The sequence below is a fragment of the Acidovorax sp. DW039 genome (assembly GCF_037101375.1).
GTDB lineage: Bacteria > Pseudomonadota > Gammaproteobacteria > Burkholderiales > Burkholderiaceae_C > Acidovorax.
The window spans coordinates 1,188,559-1,205,647 of record NZ_AP029019.1 but is presented as its reverse complement, the minus strand read 5'-3'; the positions used below and the strand labels follow the sequence as shown (position 1 = coordinate 1,205,647).

General features: G+C 64.1%; 15 protein-coding genes. 9 read left to right on the top strand and 6 right to left on the bottom strand.

The features are described from left to right. Positions 1 to 71 precede the first annotated feature (71 nt). Complete coding sequence (gene rodA, locus AACH87_RS05380) at positions 72 to 1,244, bottom strand: rod shape-determining protein RodA (RefSeq protein WP_338797730.1); 1,173 nt, start codon at positions 1,242 to 1,244, stop codon at positions 72 to 74. Between the two features lie 102 nt (positions 1,245 to 1,346). On the opposite strand from rodA, the gene AACH87_RS05375 reads away from it, so the two are divergent. Beyond that, positions 1,347 to 1,946 (top strand): YqiA/YcfP family alpha/beta fold hydrolase, encoded by a 600-nt coding sequence (locus AACH87_RS05375; RefSeq protein WP_338797729.1) that lies wholly within the window; start codon positions 1,347 to 1,349, stop codon positions 1,944 to 1,946. Positions 1,947 to 1,968: 22 nt separating this feature from the next. Here AACH87_RS05375 and AACH87_RS05370 read toward each other — a convergent pair whose 3' ends face one another. After that, entirely contained in the window at positions 1,969 to 3,489 is a 1,521-nt protein-coding gene (locus AACH87_RS05370) for a Wzy polymerase domain-containing protein (RefSeq protein ID WP_338797728.1), read from the bottom strand. A 250-nt stretch (positions 3,490 to 3,739) separates the two neighbouring features. Here AACH87_RS05370 and AACH87_RS05365 point away from each other — a divergent pair, with 250 nt between their 5' ends. The 5 genes from AACH87_RS05365 (at position 3,740) to AACH87_RS05345 (ending at position 9,108) form a co-directional block, all read left to right on the top strand. Then, positions 3,740 to 5,821: an RNB domain-containing ribonuclease gene (locus AACH87_RS05365; RefSeq protein ID WP_338797727.1), complete on the top strand. Its 2,082-nt coding sequence runs from the start codon at positions 3,740 to 3,742 to the stop codon at positions 5,819 to 5,821. Beyond that, on the top strand, positions 5,818 to 6,678 hold the full coding sequence (locus AACH87_RS05360) for a TonB family protein (protein ID WP_338797726.1): 861 nt from the start codon (positions 5,818 to 5,820) through the stop codon (positions 6,676 to 6,678). The genes AACH87_RS05365 and AACH87_RS05360 overlap by 4 nt, the downstream gene beginning before the upstream one ends. Before the next feature lie 134 nt (positions 6,679 to 6,812). Further along, positions 6,813 to 7,664 (top strand): shikimate dehydrogenase, encoded by an 852-nt coding sequence (gene aroE, locus AACH87_RS05355; protein ID WP_338797724.1) that lies wholly within the window; start codon positions 6,813 to 6,815, stop codon positions 7,662 to 7,664. A gap of 92 nt (positions 7,665 to 7,756) precedes the next feature. Further along, positions 7,757 to 8,491 carry a monofunctional biosynthetic peptidoglycan transglycosylase gene (gene mtgA / locus AACH87_RS05350; RefSeq protein WP_338797723.1) on the top strand — a complete coding sequence of 245 codons (735 nt, stop codon included), beginning with the start codon at positions 7,757 to 7,759 and terminating at the stop codon, positions 8,489 to 8,491. After that, positions 8,488 to 9,108 carry a hypothetical protein gene (locus AACH87_RS05345; protein ID WP_338797722.1) on the top strand — a complete coding sequence of 207 codons (621 nt, stop codon included), beginning with the start codon at positions 8,488 to 8,490 and terminating at the stop codon, positions 9,106 to 9,108. The genes mtgA and AACH87_RS05345 overlap by 4 nt, the downstream gene beginning before the upstream one ends. Here the strand turns inward: AACH87_RS05345 and AACH87_RS05340 are convergent. Then, positions 9,096 to 10,619, bottom strand: a complete 1,524-nt coding sequence (locus AACH87_RS05340) for a cytochrome P450 (protein WP_338797721.1) — start codon at positions 10,617 to 10,619, stop codon at positions 9,096 to 9,098. The genes AACH87_RS05345 and AACH87_RS05340 overlap by 13 nt on opposite strands. 77 nt (positions 10,620 to 10,696) lie before the next feature. On the opposite strand from AACH87_RS05340, the gene AACH87_RS05335 reads away from it, so the two are divergent. Continuing rightward, entirely contained in the window at positions 10,697 to 11,608 is a 912-nt protein-coding gene (locus AACH87_RS05335; RefSeq protein ID WP_338797720.1) for an AraC family transcriptional regulator, read from the top strand. A gap of 60 nt (positions 11,609 to 11,668) precedes the next feature. Here AACH87_RS05335 and AACH87_RS05330 read toward each other — a convergent pair whose 3' ends face one another. The 3 genes from AACH87_RS05330 to AACH87_RS05320 all read right to left on the bottom strand — a co-directional run bounded on the left by AACH87_RS05330 (position 11,669) and on the right by AACH87_RS05320 (position 15,117). Further along, positions 11,669 to 12,751 (bottom strand): cyanophycinase, encoded by a 1,083-nt coding sequence (locus tag AACH87_RS05330; protein WP_338797719.1) that lies wholly within the window; start codon positions 12,749 to 12,751, stop codon positions 11,669 to 11,671. Between the two features lie 509 nt (positions 12,752 to 13,260). Next, positions 13,261 to 13,758, bottom strand: a complete 498-nt coding sequence (locus tag AACH87_RS05325; RefSeq protein ID WP_338797718.1) for a GNAT family N-acetyltransferase — start codon at positions 13,756 to 13,758, stop codon at positions 13,261 to 13,263. Between the two features lie 795 nt (positions 13,759 to 14,553). Continuing rightward, complete coding sequence (locus tag AACH87_RS05320) at positions 14,554 to 15,117, bottom strand: hypothetical protein (RefSeq protein ID WP_338797717.1); 564 nt, start codon at positions 15,115 to 15,117, stop codon at positions 14,554 to 14,556. A 154-nt stretch (positions 15,118 to 15,271) separates the two neighbouring features. On the opposite strand from AACH87_RS05320, the gene AACH87_RS05315 reads away from it, so the two are divergent. Both AACH87_RS05315 and AACH87_RS05310 read left to right on the top strand, forming a co-directional pair. Then, a complete protein-coding gene (locus tag AACH87_RS05315; protein WP_338797716.1) occupies positions 15,272 to 16,045 on the top strand; it encodes a lysophospholipid acyltransferase family protein in 774 nt (257 codons plus the stop codon). A gap of 4 nt (positions 16,046 to 16,049) precedes the next feature. Then, complete coding sequence (locus AACH87_RS05310) at positions 16,050 to 17,042, top strand: phosphatidate cytidylyltransferase (protein WP_338797715.1); 993 nt, start codon at positions 16,050 to 16,052, stop codon at positions 17,040 to 17,042. Positions 17,043 to 17,089: the final 47 nt, after the last annotated feature.

Here is a 17,089-nt window from a genome sequence, read left to right as displayed (position 1 = left end):
GGCAAGGGTGGAGACCCCATTTCCCTATGCCGTGGCGGGGTCCAGGAGTAGCGAACTCTCAGCGTTTCAGCTCAAAGCGGCGTTCGCGCTTTGGCGGGTTCCTGCCGCTGGGCGCGGGCCACCGACATCAGGATGCCCAGGGCCAGCCCCAGCGTCACCATGGCCGTGCCGCCGTAGCTGATGAACGGCAGGGGCACGCCCACCACGGGCAGGATGCCGCTGACCATGCCCATGTTCACAAAGGCATAGGTAAAGAAGATCATGGACACCGCGCCCGCCATCAGACGGCCAAACAGGGTCGTGGCCCCCAGCGAGATATACAGCCCACGCCAGATGAGCAGCAGAAAGCCCACAATCAGGAACAGATTGCCGGCCAGCCCGAACTCCTCGGAATACGCTGCAAAAATGAAGTCGGTCGTGCGCTCGGGAATGAACTCCAGATGGGTTTGCGTTCCCGCCATGAAGCCCTTGCCCGTGAGCCCACCCGAGCCGATGGCAATCATCCCCTGGATGATGTGAAAGCCCTTGCCCAGCGGGTCGCGTGTGGGGTCCAGCAGGGTGCAGATGCGTTGCTGCTGGTAGTCGTGCAGCACCGGCCAGCGCACCCCGTCGGCGCACAGCTGGGGTTCAAACCACACGATCAGGGCAATGCCAATGCCACCGATGATGACGGGCGGCAGCACCAGCTTCCAGGACAAGCCCGCAAAAAAGATCACCGAAAGCCCGGCGGCCAGCACCAGCAGCGATGTCCCCAGGTCGGGCTGCTTCATGATGAGCCCGACCGGCACCGCCAGCAGCAGACCGGCAGCAGCAAAGTCCAGCGGGCGCAACTGCCCTTCCCGTTTCTGGAACCACCAGGCCAGCATCAACGGCATGGCAATCTTCAAAATCTCGCTGGGCTGGATGACCAAGCCCACGTTCAGCCACCGGGTGGCCCCCTTTTTGGTAATGCCAAAAAGCGCCACCGCCACCAGCAGCAGCACCCCTGCCGCGTAGAGCGGCACGGCAAACGCCATGATCTTCTGCGGCGGCACCTGGGCCACCACAAACAGGATGGTGGCGGCAATCACCATATTGCGGCCGTGGTCCACGAACCGGGTGCCGTGGTCGTAGCCCGATGAATACATCGCAACCAGCCCGGCACTGGCCAGCATCAGCACCACAAAGATCAAAGGCAGGTCAAAACCCCGGAACAGGGGCAACACACGCTGCAGGAGGGAAGTCTTTTCAAAAACGGCGGCCATCCCCGATTATCGAATGCCACGCGCGCACCGGGGTCACTGCAAGCCCTCCTGACCTTGCACCGGAGTGCACAATCCGCCCTTTTTCAGCGTTCCAGCCCAAGCATGCCCCTCACCCACCTTCTGTACCTGCACGGCTTTCGCTCATCCCCCCAGTCGGCCAAGGCCCGGATGATGGCGGAGTACATGGCGCGAGTCTGCCCGCAGGTGCAGTTCTGGTGTCCGCAGCTTCCGCCCTCCCCCGCCCAGGCCATGGCCGAGGTGATGCAACAGGTGAAGCACTGGCCGCACAGCAGCATGGCAGTGATCGGGTCTTCGCTGGGCGGTTTTTATGCCAGCTGGGTGGCAGGGCAGACCGGTTGCCCCAGCGTGCTGCTCAACCCCGCTGTAGACCCTGCCCGGGATCTGGCCCGCTACCTGGGAGAGCAAACCAGCTGGCACAACCCGCAAGAGCGATTTTTCTTCCTGCCCGAATACATAGACCAGCTCAAAGCGCTGGACCTGCGCCTGAACCCCGCACCTGCCTCCGCAGCGCCGGAGCTGGCCATCATCGCCAAAGGGGATGAAGTGCTGGACTGGCGCGAGATGGTGGGGCGCTACCCCCACGCGCAGTTGCGGCTGCTGGAAGGCGGTGACCACGCCCTGAGCGACTTTACCGACCACCTGCCCCTGGTAGCGCAGTTTCTGGGCCTGCCGCCACCCTGAAACCCCTGATGCCTTTGCGAAATCAACGCGCAGTGGCTGCCGAGGCCGCTTGCGCAGCCAACCAGCGCGCATGCTCTGCCGGATAGGCGGCGCGGTAGCGCTGCAGGTGGAAGGCGGCTTCCTCATCCAGGCCCAGCAAGAGTGCACTGTCTACCACCCTTTCGATCACCCGCGGCTCAGGCGAGAAATGCAGCAGCGCCAGCGCCACCTCATGCACCTGCTCGGCATTCTGGGGCGTCAAGGGATGGGTGGTCAGCCAGGCAAACCGTACCTGGTCAGGAAACAGGGTTCCCAAAGGCACCGCGGCAGCCCGCAGGTCACGCAGATCTGCCGGGCGCTTGTCCACCGGGCGGTAGAGCTGGCTCACTGCCCGGTATTGCCAAGAAACGGTGGCCAGGCCCGCCGCCCCCACCACACAGGCCGCGCAAGCCAGCCCCCAGATCACCGGGCCGGTGCGGCGCCCCAGCAACAACAGCAGGGCAAAAATCGTAACCACCTGAAACGGCCCGTACCACAGCGGGTACTCCACCATGCTGTGTGCCATCACCAGCGCCAGCAGGCCCCAGGCCAGCTGGCGCACCGGGTCCGATTCACGCCAGGGCCTTGCCCATACCGCCGCCGCGCAGACGCTACCACACAGCAGCAGCGCAAAGGGCAACCCCAACTCCACCGCCAGATGCAAGGGCAAGTTGTGGGCGTTGTCCAAAAGAATGCAGAAGCGCTCCCCCGGGAACAACGTCACGTAATGGGCGTAGCCCAGCTCCCCCCAACCCCAGCCCCACCAGGGCTTGAGGTCAATCAGGTGCCCCATGTTGGACCACAGCACCTGGCGGCTCACGCACTGTCGCCCCTCGCCCGCCAGCCGGGCAAACAGCCCCTCAGCCTGGACTCCTTTCCAGTGCAGCAGCAATTCGGGCAAGGCCCAGGCGGCCAGCAAATACAGCACGCCGCCCAGCACCGCCACGGCAATAGCCTGCCGCGCGCTGGTGCGGTGCCACAGGCACAGCAACACCAGCATCAACCCCCATTGCAGCGCGCCGGTGCGCGACACGGTGGCGGCAGAAGCCAGCGCCAAAAGGGGCAACAGGGCGCCGAGCGCCACGCCCACCCAGCGCCGCCCCTGGTTGTCGGCCCGCACCCACAGCCACATCAGCGCCCACACGCCCATGGCCATCAATGTGGCCTGCTGGTTGCGCTGGCGCAGGTTGCCCACGGCCTGCCCGGCGGTGGAGGGGTGTATCCACGGCAGGCCCAGCGGCTCCTCGCCCAGGTATTGCAGCAGGCCCACCACCCCACCCACCACCGCAGCCAGCAGCAGGCCCCAGGCCAGCACCTGCGCCGCCTGCGACACGAACCGCGCGCGCGCGCCGGGGGTGTGTACCCGCCCGCCTTGCACCAGGCCCCATACGGCCAGCACCAGCCCACAGGTCCAGGCAAACACCAGCGGCCAAAAGTTGGGCGACGGTGGAGCCGTCACCGCAAACAGAAAGGGCAGCGCCACGGCCAGCACGGTCAGGGGTAACGCAAGGACGGCGAACGGCATCAAAAGGCACTCGTGGAAAGCACTCGGCAGGCAACGGCTGCAAAGGGTGGAGACAAGGGTGGGGATGATAGGGGTATTGGCCCTTCCGGTTCTGGAAGGCTGCAGCGCTTGTAGGCAGTGCGCAACCAGCTATTGATTCAATAGCACCCACCGCCTGCGTGGCTGACGTTGGCAGACCAGGATGGGCGGCAGGCAAGTGCCCCCTGCCCGCCAGAGCGGCGCGGCGGATCGGCCATGGGACAATCCCGCCATGCATGCACTCTTTGAAGAAGCCGGCAAATTCATGGCCGGACGTATCCTGTCCGAAGCGGAAAGCTCAGCCCAGGTCGAGCTCGATTCGGGCAAGCGGGTCAAGGTCAAGGCCGCCAACATCCTGTTGAAGTTTGAAAAGCCCGCTCCCTCCGAGCTGATCGCCCAGGCGCAGGCCGTGGCCGAGACGATTGAGCTGGACCTGGCCTGGGAATTCGCGCCCGAGGACGACTTCGGCTTTGCCGACCTGGCCCGCGACTATTTTTCGGACAACGCTACGCTGGCCCAGCAGGCGGGCGCGCTCTTTCGCCTGTACGACGCGCCGCACTACTTCCGCCGCGCAGGCAAGGGCCGCTTCAAGAAAGCCCCCGCCGAAATCCTGCAGCAGGCCCTGGCCGCCATCGAGAAGAAAAAAGCCATCCTCGCGCAGATTGACGAATGGGCCGCCGCCCTGGGCCGGGGCGAATGCCCGCAGCCCATCCGCGACCAGCTCTACAAAATCCTGTTCAAGCCCGACAAGAACGCGCCCGAATACAAGGCCGTGGTCGAGGCCAGCCGCGCCACGCACACCGCCCCGCTCGATCTGCTGCAAAAAGCAGGCGCTATCGACTCTGCCTACCAGTTCCACTGGAAGCGCTTTCTGTTCGAGAACTTCCCCAAGGGCACGGGCTTTCCCGCGCTCACGGCCCCGGTCATTGCGGACGAGCTGCCGCTGTCGCCCGCACAGGCCTACTCCATCGACGACTCGCAGACCACCGAAATCGACGATGCGTTGTCCGTGCAGGGCCTGGGCACCGGCACCGTGGTGCTGGGCATTCACATTGCCGCACCGGGTCTGGCCATCCAGCCCGGCAGCGCCATTGACCAGCTGGGCCGTGCCCGCCTGTCCACCGTATACATGCCGGGCTACAAGATCACCATGTTGCCCGACGAGGTGGTGCAGACCTACACCCTGGACGAAGGCCGCGCCAACCCGGCTGTGTCGCTGTACGTGACCATTGACGAGGCGACGCTGGAATTCCAGGGCACCGAGACCAGGCTCGAGCGCGTGCACGTGGCCGCCAACCTGCGCCACGACCAGCTCGACAGCGTGGTGACGGAAGAATGGCTCACCAACCCCGCGTTTGAGCACCAAAACGACCCGCAGCGCTTGTCTGGCTTGCGCGAGCAGCTATCATTTTTATATCGCCTTGCCAAAGACCTCAAGGCCCGCCGCGAGGTGGTGCGCGGCAAGCCCGAGAACTTCAACCGGCCGGACTACAACTTCCGCCTCGTTGGCAACAACGGCGCCGAGCCCACGGGCAATGAGCAGGTGCAGATCAGCGTTCGCCAGCGCGGCGCGCCGCTGGATTTGATCGTGGCCGAGGCCATGATCGTGGCCAACAGCACCTGGGGCAGCTGGATGGCCGAGCTGGGCGTGCCCGGCATCTACCGCAGTCAGGCCAGCATGGCACCGGGCGTGAAGGTGCGCATGGGCACCAAGGCGCTGCCGCACGCGGGCATTGGCGTCAAGGCCTATTCGTGGGCCACATCACCCCTGCGCCGCTACACCGATCTGGTCAACCAGTGGCAGATCATTGCCTGCGCGCGCCACGGGGCCACCGCAGCGCTGGCTGCGCCGTTCAAGCCCAAGGATGCGGACCTGTTCTCCATCATCAGCAGCTTTGATGCGGCCTACAGCGCCTATAACGGCTACCAGGCGGGCATGGAGCGCTTCTGGACGCTGAAGTACGTGGAGCAGAACGGCATCACCGAGCTCACGGCCGCCGTCATCAAGGAAGGCCCTGGTGGCAGCTTTCTGGTGCGGGCGGACGATATTCCACTGGTCTTTCCGGTGCTGGGCGCGCAGAACCTGCCACGCGGCGCGCGCCTCAAAGTCAAGCTGGGCGAGGTGGACGAGATCACCCTCGACATCCACGGCACGGTGCTGGAGCGGCTGGACGACCCGGCCGATGCCAGCGATGATGCAGCGGTGGAGGACGAAGGTGACGACGACGCCGTGGCAGGCCCGATTGCCATCGCGGTGGATGTCAACGAAGCCGACAGCCCCGCCCCTGCCAACGCCGATAATCCGACGCCGTGAACATCCGCTCGCTTTTCCGCTCTTTCAGCACGCTGCAGATTGCACTGGGCGTGTCGGTGGCCGTGCATGCGGCCCTCATCTCCGTGCGCTTCATCGACCCGGAGGGCTTCAACCGCGTGTTCCAGGACACGCCGCTGGAAGTCATCCTGGTCAACGCCAAGTCCAACGAACGTCCCGAGAAGGCCCAGGCCATCGCCCAGTCCAGTCTGGCCGGTGGCGGGGATGCCGCTCAGGGTCGGGCCACCAGCCCCCTGCCCTACTCAGCCCTGACGGCCGTGGGCGACGACTTTGAGGAGATGCAGCGCAAGATGGATGCGATGCAGGAGCAGCAAACCCAGCTGCTCACGCAGCTGCGCAAGCAGCTCGCCTCCATGCCCGAGCCTGACCCGCGCAAGCCAAGCGAGAGCGGCGAGCAGATGTCGCAAGAGGAAAAGCGCCGCCAGCTCCTCAAGCAGCTGGCCGAGATTGAAAAGCGCATCAACGAAGAAAACGCCCGCCCCAAGAAGCGCTACATCAGCCCCGCCACGCGCGAAGAGGCCTACGCCGCCTACTACGACATATTGCGCCGCAAGGTGGAAGACAAGGGCACCGAGAATTTCCCGGAGCAGGGCGGCAAGAAACTGTATGGCGAGCTGATCATGATCGTCACCGTCAACCACGACGGGCGCGTGCTGGCCACCGAAATCGTGCAAGGCTCGGGCAAATCGGTGCTGGACCGCCGGGCTGAGGCCATTGCCCGCGCCGCCGGTCCGTTTGGCAACTTCACCCCCGAAATGCGCGCCAAGGCCGACCAGATTGCGATGGTGGCCCGCTTCAAGTTCACCCGCGACCAGACGCTGGAAACCAGCGTGAGGTAAGCCTCAGGTTGGCCGGTAGCGCCTTTTAAAAAAGGGGCTGTCGGAGACCTGGCACAACCCGTCGTAGCCCGTTCCGTAGCGGCCTGGGCTTTCAGCCTCTGACACCGCCCCTGCATGCAGCCCTTGTTGTTCCGATGACTTCTTCGCCTTCCCCCGCCGATCTGTACTGCGTCATGGGCAACCCTGTTGCCCACAGCCGCTCACCCGCCATCCACGCCCGTTTTGCCGAACTCACCGGCCAGCGCCTGCGCTATGAACGCCGCCTGATCGAGCTGGACGGCTTTGTGCAAGGCGTGCGCGACTTCACGGCAGAAGGTGGCCTGGGCTGCAACATCACCGTGCCCTTCAAGTTTGAAGCGCCCGCCATGGCCACGGTGTGCAGCGACCGCGTGCGCCTTGCAGGGGCCGCCAACGTGCTGAGCTTTCAGCCAGACGGCAGCATCCATGCCGACAACACCGACGGCCTGGGTCTGGTAGCCGACATCACCCGCAATGCCGACGTAGCCCTGCAAGGCGCGCGGGTGCTGCTGGTGGGTGCGGGCGGTGCCGCGGCCGGGGTGCTGGGCCCCCTGCTGGAGGCCGGGGCCGCGCATGTCACCGTGGCCAACCGCACCGTGGCGAAGGCCGAGGCGCTGGTGGCATCGCACAGCGCGCTGGCGGCGCTACAAAAAGCAGAGCTGCTTGCGCTTTCCCCACAAGCGGTAGAGGCTGATTTCGACATCATCATCAACGCCACCGCCAGCAGCCTTGCAGGGGCCGGCGTGCCCGTGCCTGCCAGTGTGCTGCGCCCAGGCAGCCTGGCCTACGACATGATGTACGGCCCCGCGGCGCAAGGCTTTATGGACTGGGCCAGCGCCCACGGCGCCGTGGCACGCGATGGGCTGGGCATGCTGGTGGAGCAGGCAGCCGAGGCGTTTGCCCTGTGGCGCGGCGTGCGTCCACCCTCTGCCCAGGTGCTGGAAGAAATGCGCCAGTCGGCCAGTTAAGCGGCACGCCCCATCAACCCACTCATCCCAACGATGACAGCCCAGACCCCGCTGCCATTGCCTTGCACCACCTGCATGCAGGAGCCCACGCCATGAAGGCGCTGGCCCGCTGGGTGGTGCTGGTGCTGCTGGCCCTGGTGGCGCTGCAGCTTTTCTTTGTGGTGCGGATTGCGGCCATGGTGGCCATCAACCCCGAGTCCACCACGTTCGAGCGGTCTGAGGCGTGGGCGCTGCTTCGCAGCAAAGGCAGCATCCCCTGGCGCCAGCAATGGGTGCCCTACGGCAAGATCTCCGACCACCTCAAGCGCGCCGTGATCGCATCGGAAGACGATGGCTTTGTGAACCACGAGGGCGTGGACTGGACCGCCATCGAGAAAGCCTGGGAGCGCAACGCCAAGGCAGAAGCCCAGGTAGCCAAGGCCCAAAGCAACGCCCCCGACCGCCCGGTGCGTGCCCCCAAAATCCGCGGCGGCTCCACCATCACCCAGCAACTGGCCAAGAACCTGCTGCTGTCGGGCGAGCGCACCCTGCTGCGCAAGGGCCAGGAGCTTGTGCTGACCCTGCTGCTGGAGCAACTGCTGAGCAAGGAGCGCATCCTGGAGATTTACCTCAACAACGTGGAATGGGGCGAAGGCGTGTTCGGTGCCGAGGCCGCCGCACAGCACTACTTCCGCAAAAGCGCCGCCCAGCTCACCCCCAGTGAAGCCGCCCGTCTGGCCGTGATGCTGCCCGCACCCAAGCGGTTTGAGAAAACGCCCAACTCGGCCTACCTGGCGGGGCGCACGCGAACGATTCTGGGGCGTATGGGCAACGCGGAGCTGCCTTGACGGCCACACCTCGACCCACTGCGGCTGCCGCACCACGCACTGCGCGCACATCGCGCAGCCCCGGCCACTGGCTTGCCATGGCCCTCTTTGCCACGGGCGCGTGTGCCCTCCTCACCGTCTGTGCAGCCTTGGCATACCGGCATTACGAACGACAGTTCATGCTGGAGTTTGTGCCCGATGCCCTGGGCGTGCGCAGCATCAGCTACCGGCTGGAAGAATCCTGGGGCTTTGGCCCCGGCGGCAACGAGGCGGGCATTCGCATCTACCCTCTGCCGCTGCACGTCGCCCAAGACATTGAGCAGCGCGGCCTGGACTTTTTTCGCACCCTGCCGCCCAACGCCCGCCAGGCACAGCGCTCCTGGCGCGGAGACTACGGCGATTGGAAGCCAACGCCCATCACCGCCAGCGCACACTGGCCTGCACCCACCACGCCGGGGCCGCTGAAGGTGTACGACTACGTCTGCAAATACGGCTTTTGCATCGACATTGCCCCCAGTGTGCTGGAGGACGCCCAAGCCATCATCAACAGCCCAGGCAGCTACTACGCCTATGGGCGCATCGGCGTCATGGTGGTGAGCCCCGCGCGCCAACGGGTGCTGTACCTCTACAACGGCTGACCCATCGGCACCGCCCCAGCGTCGCGCCTGCGCTCCAGCCATACCGACACAGGCTGCTCCGGCCTCAGGGTCACATGCAGGCGCGGGGCGCAAGCGGCCTCTCCTTCAGGCCAGCGCACGGTGTAGCGCTGCAGCAGCATGGCGGCCAGCAGCGTTATCTCCAGCATCGCAAAGTGCTGGCCGATACAGACCCTGGGACCCAGGCCAAACGGAATCCAAGCACCCTTGGGGATGGGCGGGGCACCTTCCAGAAATCGCTCAGGCCGGAACTGCTCAGGTTGCGCAAACCACCGGGCGTCGCGGTGAAGCACCCAGGGCGTGATCCGCAACATCGCACCTTTAGGCACATCCACGCCACCCAGCGTGATGGGTGCGGTGGTCCGGCGGTTCATGAGGGCCGAAATGGGCGGGTACAGGCGCAAGGCCTCTTTGAGCGTAGCGCTCAGCCAAGGCAATAGGGCCAGATGCTCTGGGCCGGGCACACCGCCTTGCAGCACTGCATCCACCTCGGCGCGGGCACGCTCGGCCGCCTCAGGGTGCTGGGCCATCAGCGTCGTCCACCACAGCAAAGTGGTGGCGCTGGTCTCATGGCCAGCCTGGAAAGTGACGAGGCATTGGTCCAGCACCTCCTGCGCGGACAAAGCCGCGCCGGACTCTTCATCGCGCAGAGCCAGCAGCATGTGCAGCAAGTCACTGCGCTGTGCGGCACCTTCCCCATCCACCACGCTGTTCACCACGCCGTCAGGAAACTCGGCGCGACGCGCATCAATATGCCGCTGCACCAGCCCCTTCAAGGTGCGAATGGCTCGGCGCTTTTCAGCCTTGCCAGGCAGGGGCAGCCAGTCTGGCAGCGTGAAAGGCAAGAACATTTCGCGGAATGCAGATGTGGACAAGGTCTGCGTAGCCCAGGCAGCATCGCGCGCATCGGCCTGCGCTGCTTCGCTGAAAAGGGTGCGCAGAATCACATCCATGGCCACATCTGTCCACAGCGCATCCACCGCCACCCGGGCGCAGGGCTGGCCTGCGGGCACGGCGGCATCCAGGGCACGGCTGGCGGCATCGGTCATCAACTGCGCGTAACCCGCCACGCGTCGGGGGGTAAAGGCGGGCATCAGCATGCGGCGCTGGCGTTGCCAGGTCGCTCCTTCCGTCACCAGAACACTCTGGCCAAACACCTGCTCAAACACCTCCATACCGCGCTCCCAGCGGATGAGGTGATGGGCATGGGTGATGAGTGCCTCGCGCACCAGATCCGGGTGCATCAGGTCCCATGCATCCTCGTAGCCCAAGCGCATGCGGGTCAGGTCGCCATGCTGGCGCTGCAGGCGTGTGACAAAACCCAGGTAGTCCCTGCGCATGTCATGCAGCAGGGGCAAGCCCCACCACCGGCTGCTGGGCCCGGCGGGGGGACGGGGTTGATGACCGGGCAGAACCCCGGCCTCCGTGCCGCCACCCGCGGCCGCGCCGGGCAAAGAGTTCATCGAATCAGGTGCATGAGAGGATGTGTTCATGGCACGCATCGTGGCCCGCAAAGTTGCGCTGTGTATTGAACGAAATCGACACGCGCCCCTCGCTACACTGCCCCACCATGGCAACTTTGGCACCCCTGTCTGCAGAGCACCCTTCGGGGCTGATTCCATCGGGTCAGCTCTGGTTGCCCCGTGCGTCACTGACGCACTGCCTTCGCGCATCCATCGTGCGCAATACCGTGGGGTACCGGTTGGCGGATGCACAACGCCTCAACCACTTTCCAGCCTCGCCCTTGTGCAGCCTGAGCTGGTGGTTTACCGGCTACAGCGAGACTCTGGTGCCCCGCACCACGGGTGGTGTGGGGCACCTGGGTTGCGAACGCCTTCCCATGCCGGGCCGCTGGGTGCTGACCGGCCCCCAAACCGTGCCCAGCACCAGCTGGTGCCCCGAGCCCACCGAGGGCCTGATGGTGCTGATGCAGCCGGACGCACTGCACCTGCTGACGGGGCTGGAGCCCGAAGCGCTGACCAACTGTGTGGTCGATGCCCAGGCTGCGCTGCCCGCCGACTGGCATCCCATGCTGGCGGCTGTGCAGGCACAGCCCGACAATGCCCGCCGTCTGGCATGCCTGGAGGATTTTCTGGAACCCCGCTGGGAAGCCTGCCGCCCCGAGCAGCCTGGCCCCGGGCGCAGCTATAGCGACTGGGCCCAGCACCTGGCACAGCGGGCCGCACTGTCTGCCCCCGGGCGCAGCCTGCGCCAGCTGGAGCGGCGCATCAAACGCTGGGCTGGGCTGCCCATGCGGGAGCTGCGTGGCATGGGCAAGTCAGAGCAGGCATTCTTTGATGCGCTGACGGCGCACGTCGACCAGGGAACGGTGTCATGGGCCGGGGTGGCAGCCAGCGCGGGTTTTGCAGACCAGTCGCACCTGTGCCGGGTCACCCGCCGCATCACGGGGTTCTCGCCCCAGGCTTTGTACGAAGGCATCCTGCGCGACGAGGCGTTCTGGGCATACAGGCTCTGGGTTTGATGCCACGGGCACGGGCTGGCAGATTGGCCGGGCTCGCAGCCCATCGCCTTCACATGAACGTCAGGGGATATGCACTTCCTGGAACGTCACCCTGCGCCGCTGCGGGTCGAACAAGCTTCCATCGGGCAGCACATGCATGCGGATGTCGGCCGCCTTGGCCATGGGGCCATCGTCGTCCACGATCTGCGCACGGCGGGCATCAAAAATCTTGACGTAGTAGTTGCCCAGCACCTCCCACATGCCATCGGGGCGCACCAGCAAGGCCGTTTCTTCATCAATGCCCACGCCAATGAGCTGGGGGTGGTCCAGCACGGCGCTGATGAGGCGGTTGTAGCGGGCGCGGTGCATGAAGTGCTGGTCCACAATCGCCCCGCGAAACAGGCCGAACCCCGGGGCCAGTTCCTTCATGCCGCGGGCAATGTTGATCTGTTCCTCTTCCTCGGAATTGCGCGGGGTGCGCCATTTGCCCGTCAACATCAACCGGCTCATCACCGATGCACCGGCAGACGTTCCGCCCACCACAGCCCCGTTCAGGTAGCGCGCCTCAATGGTCTGCAGGGCGCGTGTGCCCACCAGCAGGTTGGACAGGCGCGACTGATCGCCACCCGAGAACCAGAAACCACTGAAGCCTTCCAGCGCCTGCACCACCGCCGCACTGTTGGCCTCGCCAGGGCGAATATCCAGCACCTGCACATCCGCCCCCAGCCGGGCAAAGTCGCGGGCCACCTCCAAAGCCTCCTCGTCCGACTTGGAACTGGCCATGGGGAACACGGCAATGCGCGCCTTCTCAGCCCCTGCCAAGGCCACAAAGCGCTTCTGCACGCTGACCGGAGTCTCCCCACCGCCCACGATCAGCAAATGCCCCTGTGGGCGCATGAACAAACGCAGGGCGGCAGAGAGTCTCCCGGCGTTGGCGGTGGCACTGGCGGCGTTTGGAGTATTCGGAGCGTTGGCATTGCCAGCCTGCGGTGCAGGTGGTCCCATCAGCATGGTTTGCGCCGTGGGGAGCGCAGGCGTTGCAGGGGCCGCCTCTGCCGGTACCACGGCCTTGGGCGGCATCGGCCCGAAGACGCCCTGGGGCACAGGCGGCGTCTGGGCATGCGCCATGCCCACCATCATCCATAACGCCCCGGCGTATCTCATGCCAAGGAGCCCCCCAGAACCAGACCAGCACCCACGCAGCAATGACTGAACGTATCGAAACATGGATCGATAAGAAAAAAGGGAAAGGAAAGACGGCCCGCGCACGCAGACCCAAAGCCCGCGCAGATGACACACGCGGGGCGACAGCGCAGTCCGCAGGGGCCAGGGCATCCGTCGCAAAACAAAGGGCGAATTTTATGCAACCGCGCGGCGGAGCAAGCATGCAGAGCTTTTGCCCGTACCTGCTGCTTGCAATGTGTGGCGAAGCGGTGAAGCAGATTCTTGTGGCATCACGGGATATTCACGATCCCACAACAGATGCCGGATACACGGCTGCAGACGCTCTACCCTCTGCACTCTATCGATCAGACTCTTGCTGTGGCGGGGAAGTCCAGCACGAAGAGTTAGAGCAGCTCACACAACCTAGCAAAGCGACCCTGGCTAGGCGGTGCTTCGGAGGTAGTACGAGCGGTACGGCAAGGCGGAACAACGACGCCAGGAGTATTTTGTTAGCCGCTCTTAGAGCAGCGCTCGAATCGTTGTTCGGTGACCACTGATCCCCATTGGCTTCCAGGACTCTCGTGGACGAGTTGGAAATTGTGTGACTCGTATAGATGCCTTGCGGCATCCAGGCCAGAAAAAGTCCAAAGGAAGGTCTTGCGGTACCCGCACATTTCCGCAAACTCCACTGCCTTTGTCAAAAGTTGGCCACCATGCCCTTGACCCCTTATTGCCTCGGTGGTGATAAACCACCGCAGGTGAGCGCCAGATGTACTTGCGTGAGTACCGTCAATGATGACTGATCCTTCAATACTGCCATTGCGCTGTACGAGCCAAATTCCATCGCGACCGGCTTGATAGTTTTGACAGAAGTCCGCGAGTTCTCGCGCTACCTTTGCCTCGAAGGCGACACCAAAACCATTAGAGACGGAGTAGTAGTTGGCATGGAGTTGAGCAATGCGCCCGATACAGCCTGGGATATAGCCTTCGGAGATGGTGGTGGTCATAGCGGGATGGGTGTTGTGAGGCCTCACGAGCCTGTAAAAAACTTGTTCATTGAGTCAGCACCTTTGAACGTGAATCCACCATTCGGGCTGAGCCTGTCGAAGCCTCATGCGGCGCTTCGACCCGCATACACGCATTCAAGTTAGTTGATGCCGACTCAGTAGTGCAAGCTCCCGCATCGCTATGCGCATCACACACGGGGATGCTCACAGCCTTGACGTTCATGGGCAAGTGTGCCGCAGTTTCTGCCTGTTTGAAGTTTCAGCGCAGTTGTTGTGTATCTGCGGCAATAATGATCTGGTTGGCACTGCGTTCTTTGCTGGCGTTACTGGGCAGTTCGACGCCATCGATGGCGATGAACCGAATGTTGTGCGCACAGGGGCTCGCTCAATCACCCGGCAGTAGATCAGGCACTGGCTGTAGGCCAGCAGCACGATATCGATCATGATGCGTGGGTCGTAGGCGCTGGCACCAGTCTCACCGTTTTTGAAACGCGTACCCAGCGGTACAAGGTCCAGTTCGTGATCGACCTAATAGTTCAGCACGAAGGCAAAGCTGCCGGGGGTGATTTGCTCAGACAGGACCACGGGCAGCGGCAGGCTGTTGCACTCTTGAGGTTTGTAGCGGGCCATGGTTTGCTGTCTCCTTGGGGAGAGCGCAAGTGCTGTTCCAGTTTTCTACAGCCTCAACGCCCTAGGTCAGCGGCACCGGAAGGAGCGCAGCGAGTGAAGAGCACCACAAAAGCTCATGAAAATGGCGAAGCCATGGGCTTTGTTGGCGTCCGCTCGACCAAGTTGTCAGACATTACCGCCTGCCGCAATGAAGGCCTGAATTTCGCCCTCGCGGCGAGGACCGGACTCCAGCCATTCCACGCACCACTCCGTAATGCGCTCTCCTTTTTCATGGAGCAGGGTACCGGGACTAGGCTCGTTAATCCATTCCCGCTGGCGGATGAGCGCCAAGGGTTCCTCGGAGCCTGGAGTGTCTTGCGAAAAGGTCAGCGCCTCTTCGTACGTGCTGAAGGCATAGTAGTAATCGTCTCCTGCACCTTCATCCGGGGCACCCTGCTCTGGATGACACCAGACCCGATACTCCAGCACCTCGTCAAAGAAGTAACCCCCGCCTGACTGGCTTAAGGCTGGGTACTCGCCCACAAGTTCCGGATCTACGGCGACGGGAAATTGGCTCATGTTCATCTCGACAGGTAACGACTGAAAGGGCCTTCCACGCGCCAGTGCCCCGCGCATTTGCGGCATAAGAACCTGTTCAAAGGCATCTCGCTGGTTGGAGGGAAGGGGAAACGCATGACTGCCATTGTCACCATCAGCATCCATGCGGAAAAGAATGTCTGCGCTACCCATGGCGTTGACGCCACAGGCACGCCGAGACTTTTGCGGTCCGGTGTGCCGCGCGCCAAGCTGCTCTAACCCATCGCCGCGCGGCCATCCGCTTGCACCTCAACGGCACCGCCCTGCATTCAAAGCGGCTGCGCTCCTGCCCCGTATCATCCCCGCCATGCTTGCCAAGTTAATGAGTTACTTCCTGCTGGGCGTGGTGCGGTTTCTGACCGGCTCGCAGGCCCGCTGGTATGGCTGCCCGCCCAAGGCAGAGCAGCGCATCTACTTTGCCAACCACCAGAGCCATGCCGACATGGTGCTGATCTGGGCGGCGTTGCCGGAGGAGTTGCGCAGCATTACCCGCCCGATTGCCGCCAAGGACTATTGGACCAAGACGCCGTTCAAGCAGTGGATTACCACAGCCGTGTTCAACGCGGTGTATGTGGACCGGCAAGCAGGTGCAGCGCGGCCTGCTGCGGCACAAACACCCCCCGAAGCACCTGCATTACCCCCATCACCCGAGCCGGAAACCGCCATGGCGGGTGGGCCTGACCCCGCACCAGACCCCGCACCAGACGCTGCACCGCCGCCGCCCAGCCCCGAGGCGCTGCGTGCGGCCCTGCCCGAGAACGACCCGCTGACGCCGCTGGTGCGGGCGCTGGAGAGTGGGGATTCGATCGTGATCTTCCCCGAAGGCACGCGCGGCCATGGCGATGAGCCCCAGCCGTTCAAGTCGGGCCTGTACAAGCTGGCGCAGATGTTCCCGAACGTGGTGCTGGTGCCCGCATGGATCAACAACGTGCAGCGGGTCATGCCCAAGGGGGAGGTGGTGCCTGTGCCCATCCTGTGCTCGGTCACCTTCGGTGCGCCGATTGCCCTGCAGCCCGGTGAGGAGCGCAGACCGTTTCTGGACCGCGCCCGCCGCGCGGTGATGGCCCTGCGCGAGGTGTGACCCCATGAACAGTTTTTTGCGCAATCTCACCCCCTCGCAGCAGATCGGTGCCTTGTTCATCGTGGTGTTCGGGGTTTTGTCGCTGGCCACGGTATGGGGCTTTGTGCGCTCGCTGCGCGAACACGCCACGGACGACCCGTTGGCCGATGCACACACGCAGGAGGTCAAGCGCTTTTGGGGCCTGCTGAAAACCTCGTGGGTGATGGCCACGGTGTTCTGGATCGGCTGGGCGCTGGGCGATACGGTGGCCACGGTGCTGTTTGCCATCGTGGGCTTTTTTGCGCTGCGGGAGTTCATCACGCTGTCGCCCACGCGGCGGGGGGACCACCGCAGTCTGGTGCTGGCCTTCTTTGTGGTGCTGCCGCTGCAGTTCATCATCGTGGGCAGCAAGATGTTTGACCTGTTCACGGTGTTCATCCCGGTGTATGTGTTTTTGGCGCTGCCGGTGGTGAGTGCGCTGGCCAATGACCCGGAGCGTTTTCTGGAGCGCAACGCCAAGCTCCAGTGGGGCATCATGGTCTGCGTGTATGGCATGAGCCATGTGCCTGCGCTGCTGTTGCTGGACTTTCCGGGCTACCGCGAAAAGGGGGCTTTCCTCGTCTTCTTCCTGGTGTTTGTGGTGCAGACCTGCATGCTGGTGCAGCACCTGCTGGGGCGGCGCTTTCCGCACAAACCGGTGGCCCCGCAGGTGAGTCAGAGCTTTCAGTGGGCCAGCTGGCTGGCGGGCGTGGCAACGGGGGGGCTGGTGGGTGGCTTGCTCTCGTTCATCACGCCGTTCAAGCCGGGGCAAGCGCTGGGCATGGCCCTGCTGGCCTGCTTTGCGGGCAGCCTCGGACATCTGGTGATGAAGGCCCTCAAGCGCGACCGGGGCGTGACAAGCTGGGGCATGCAGGGCATGTCAGTCACCGGAGCGGGCGGCCTGCTGGACCGGGTAGATTCGCTGTGCTTTGCCGCGCCGGTGTTCTTCCACTCGGCACGCTGGTATTTCGGACTTTAAGCAAAATAGGCCGCTAGCGCTTGATGGATAAGCGCAGGCAGCTACCA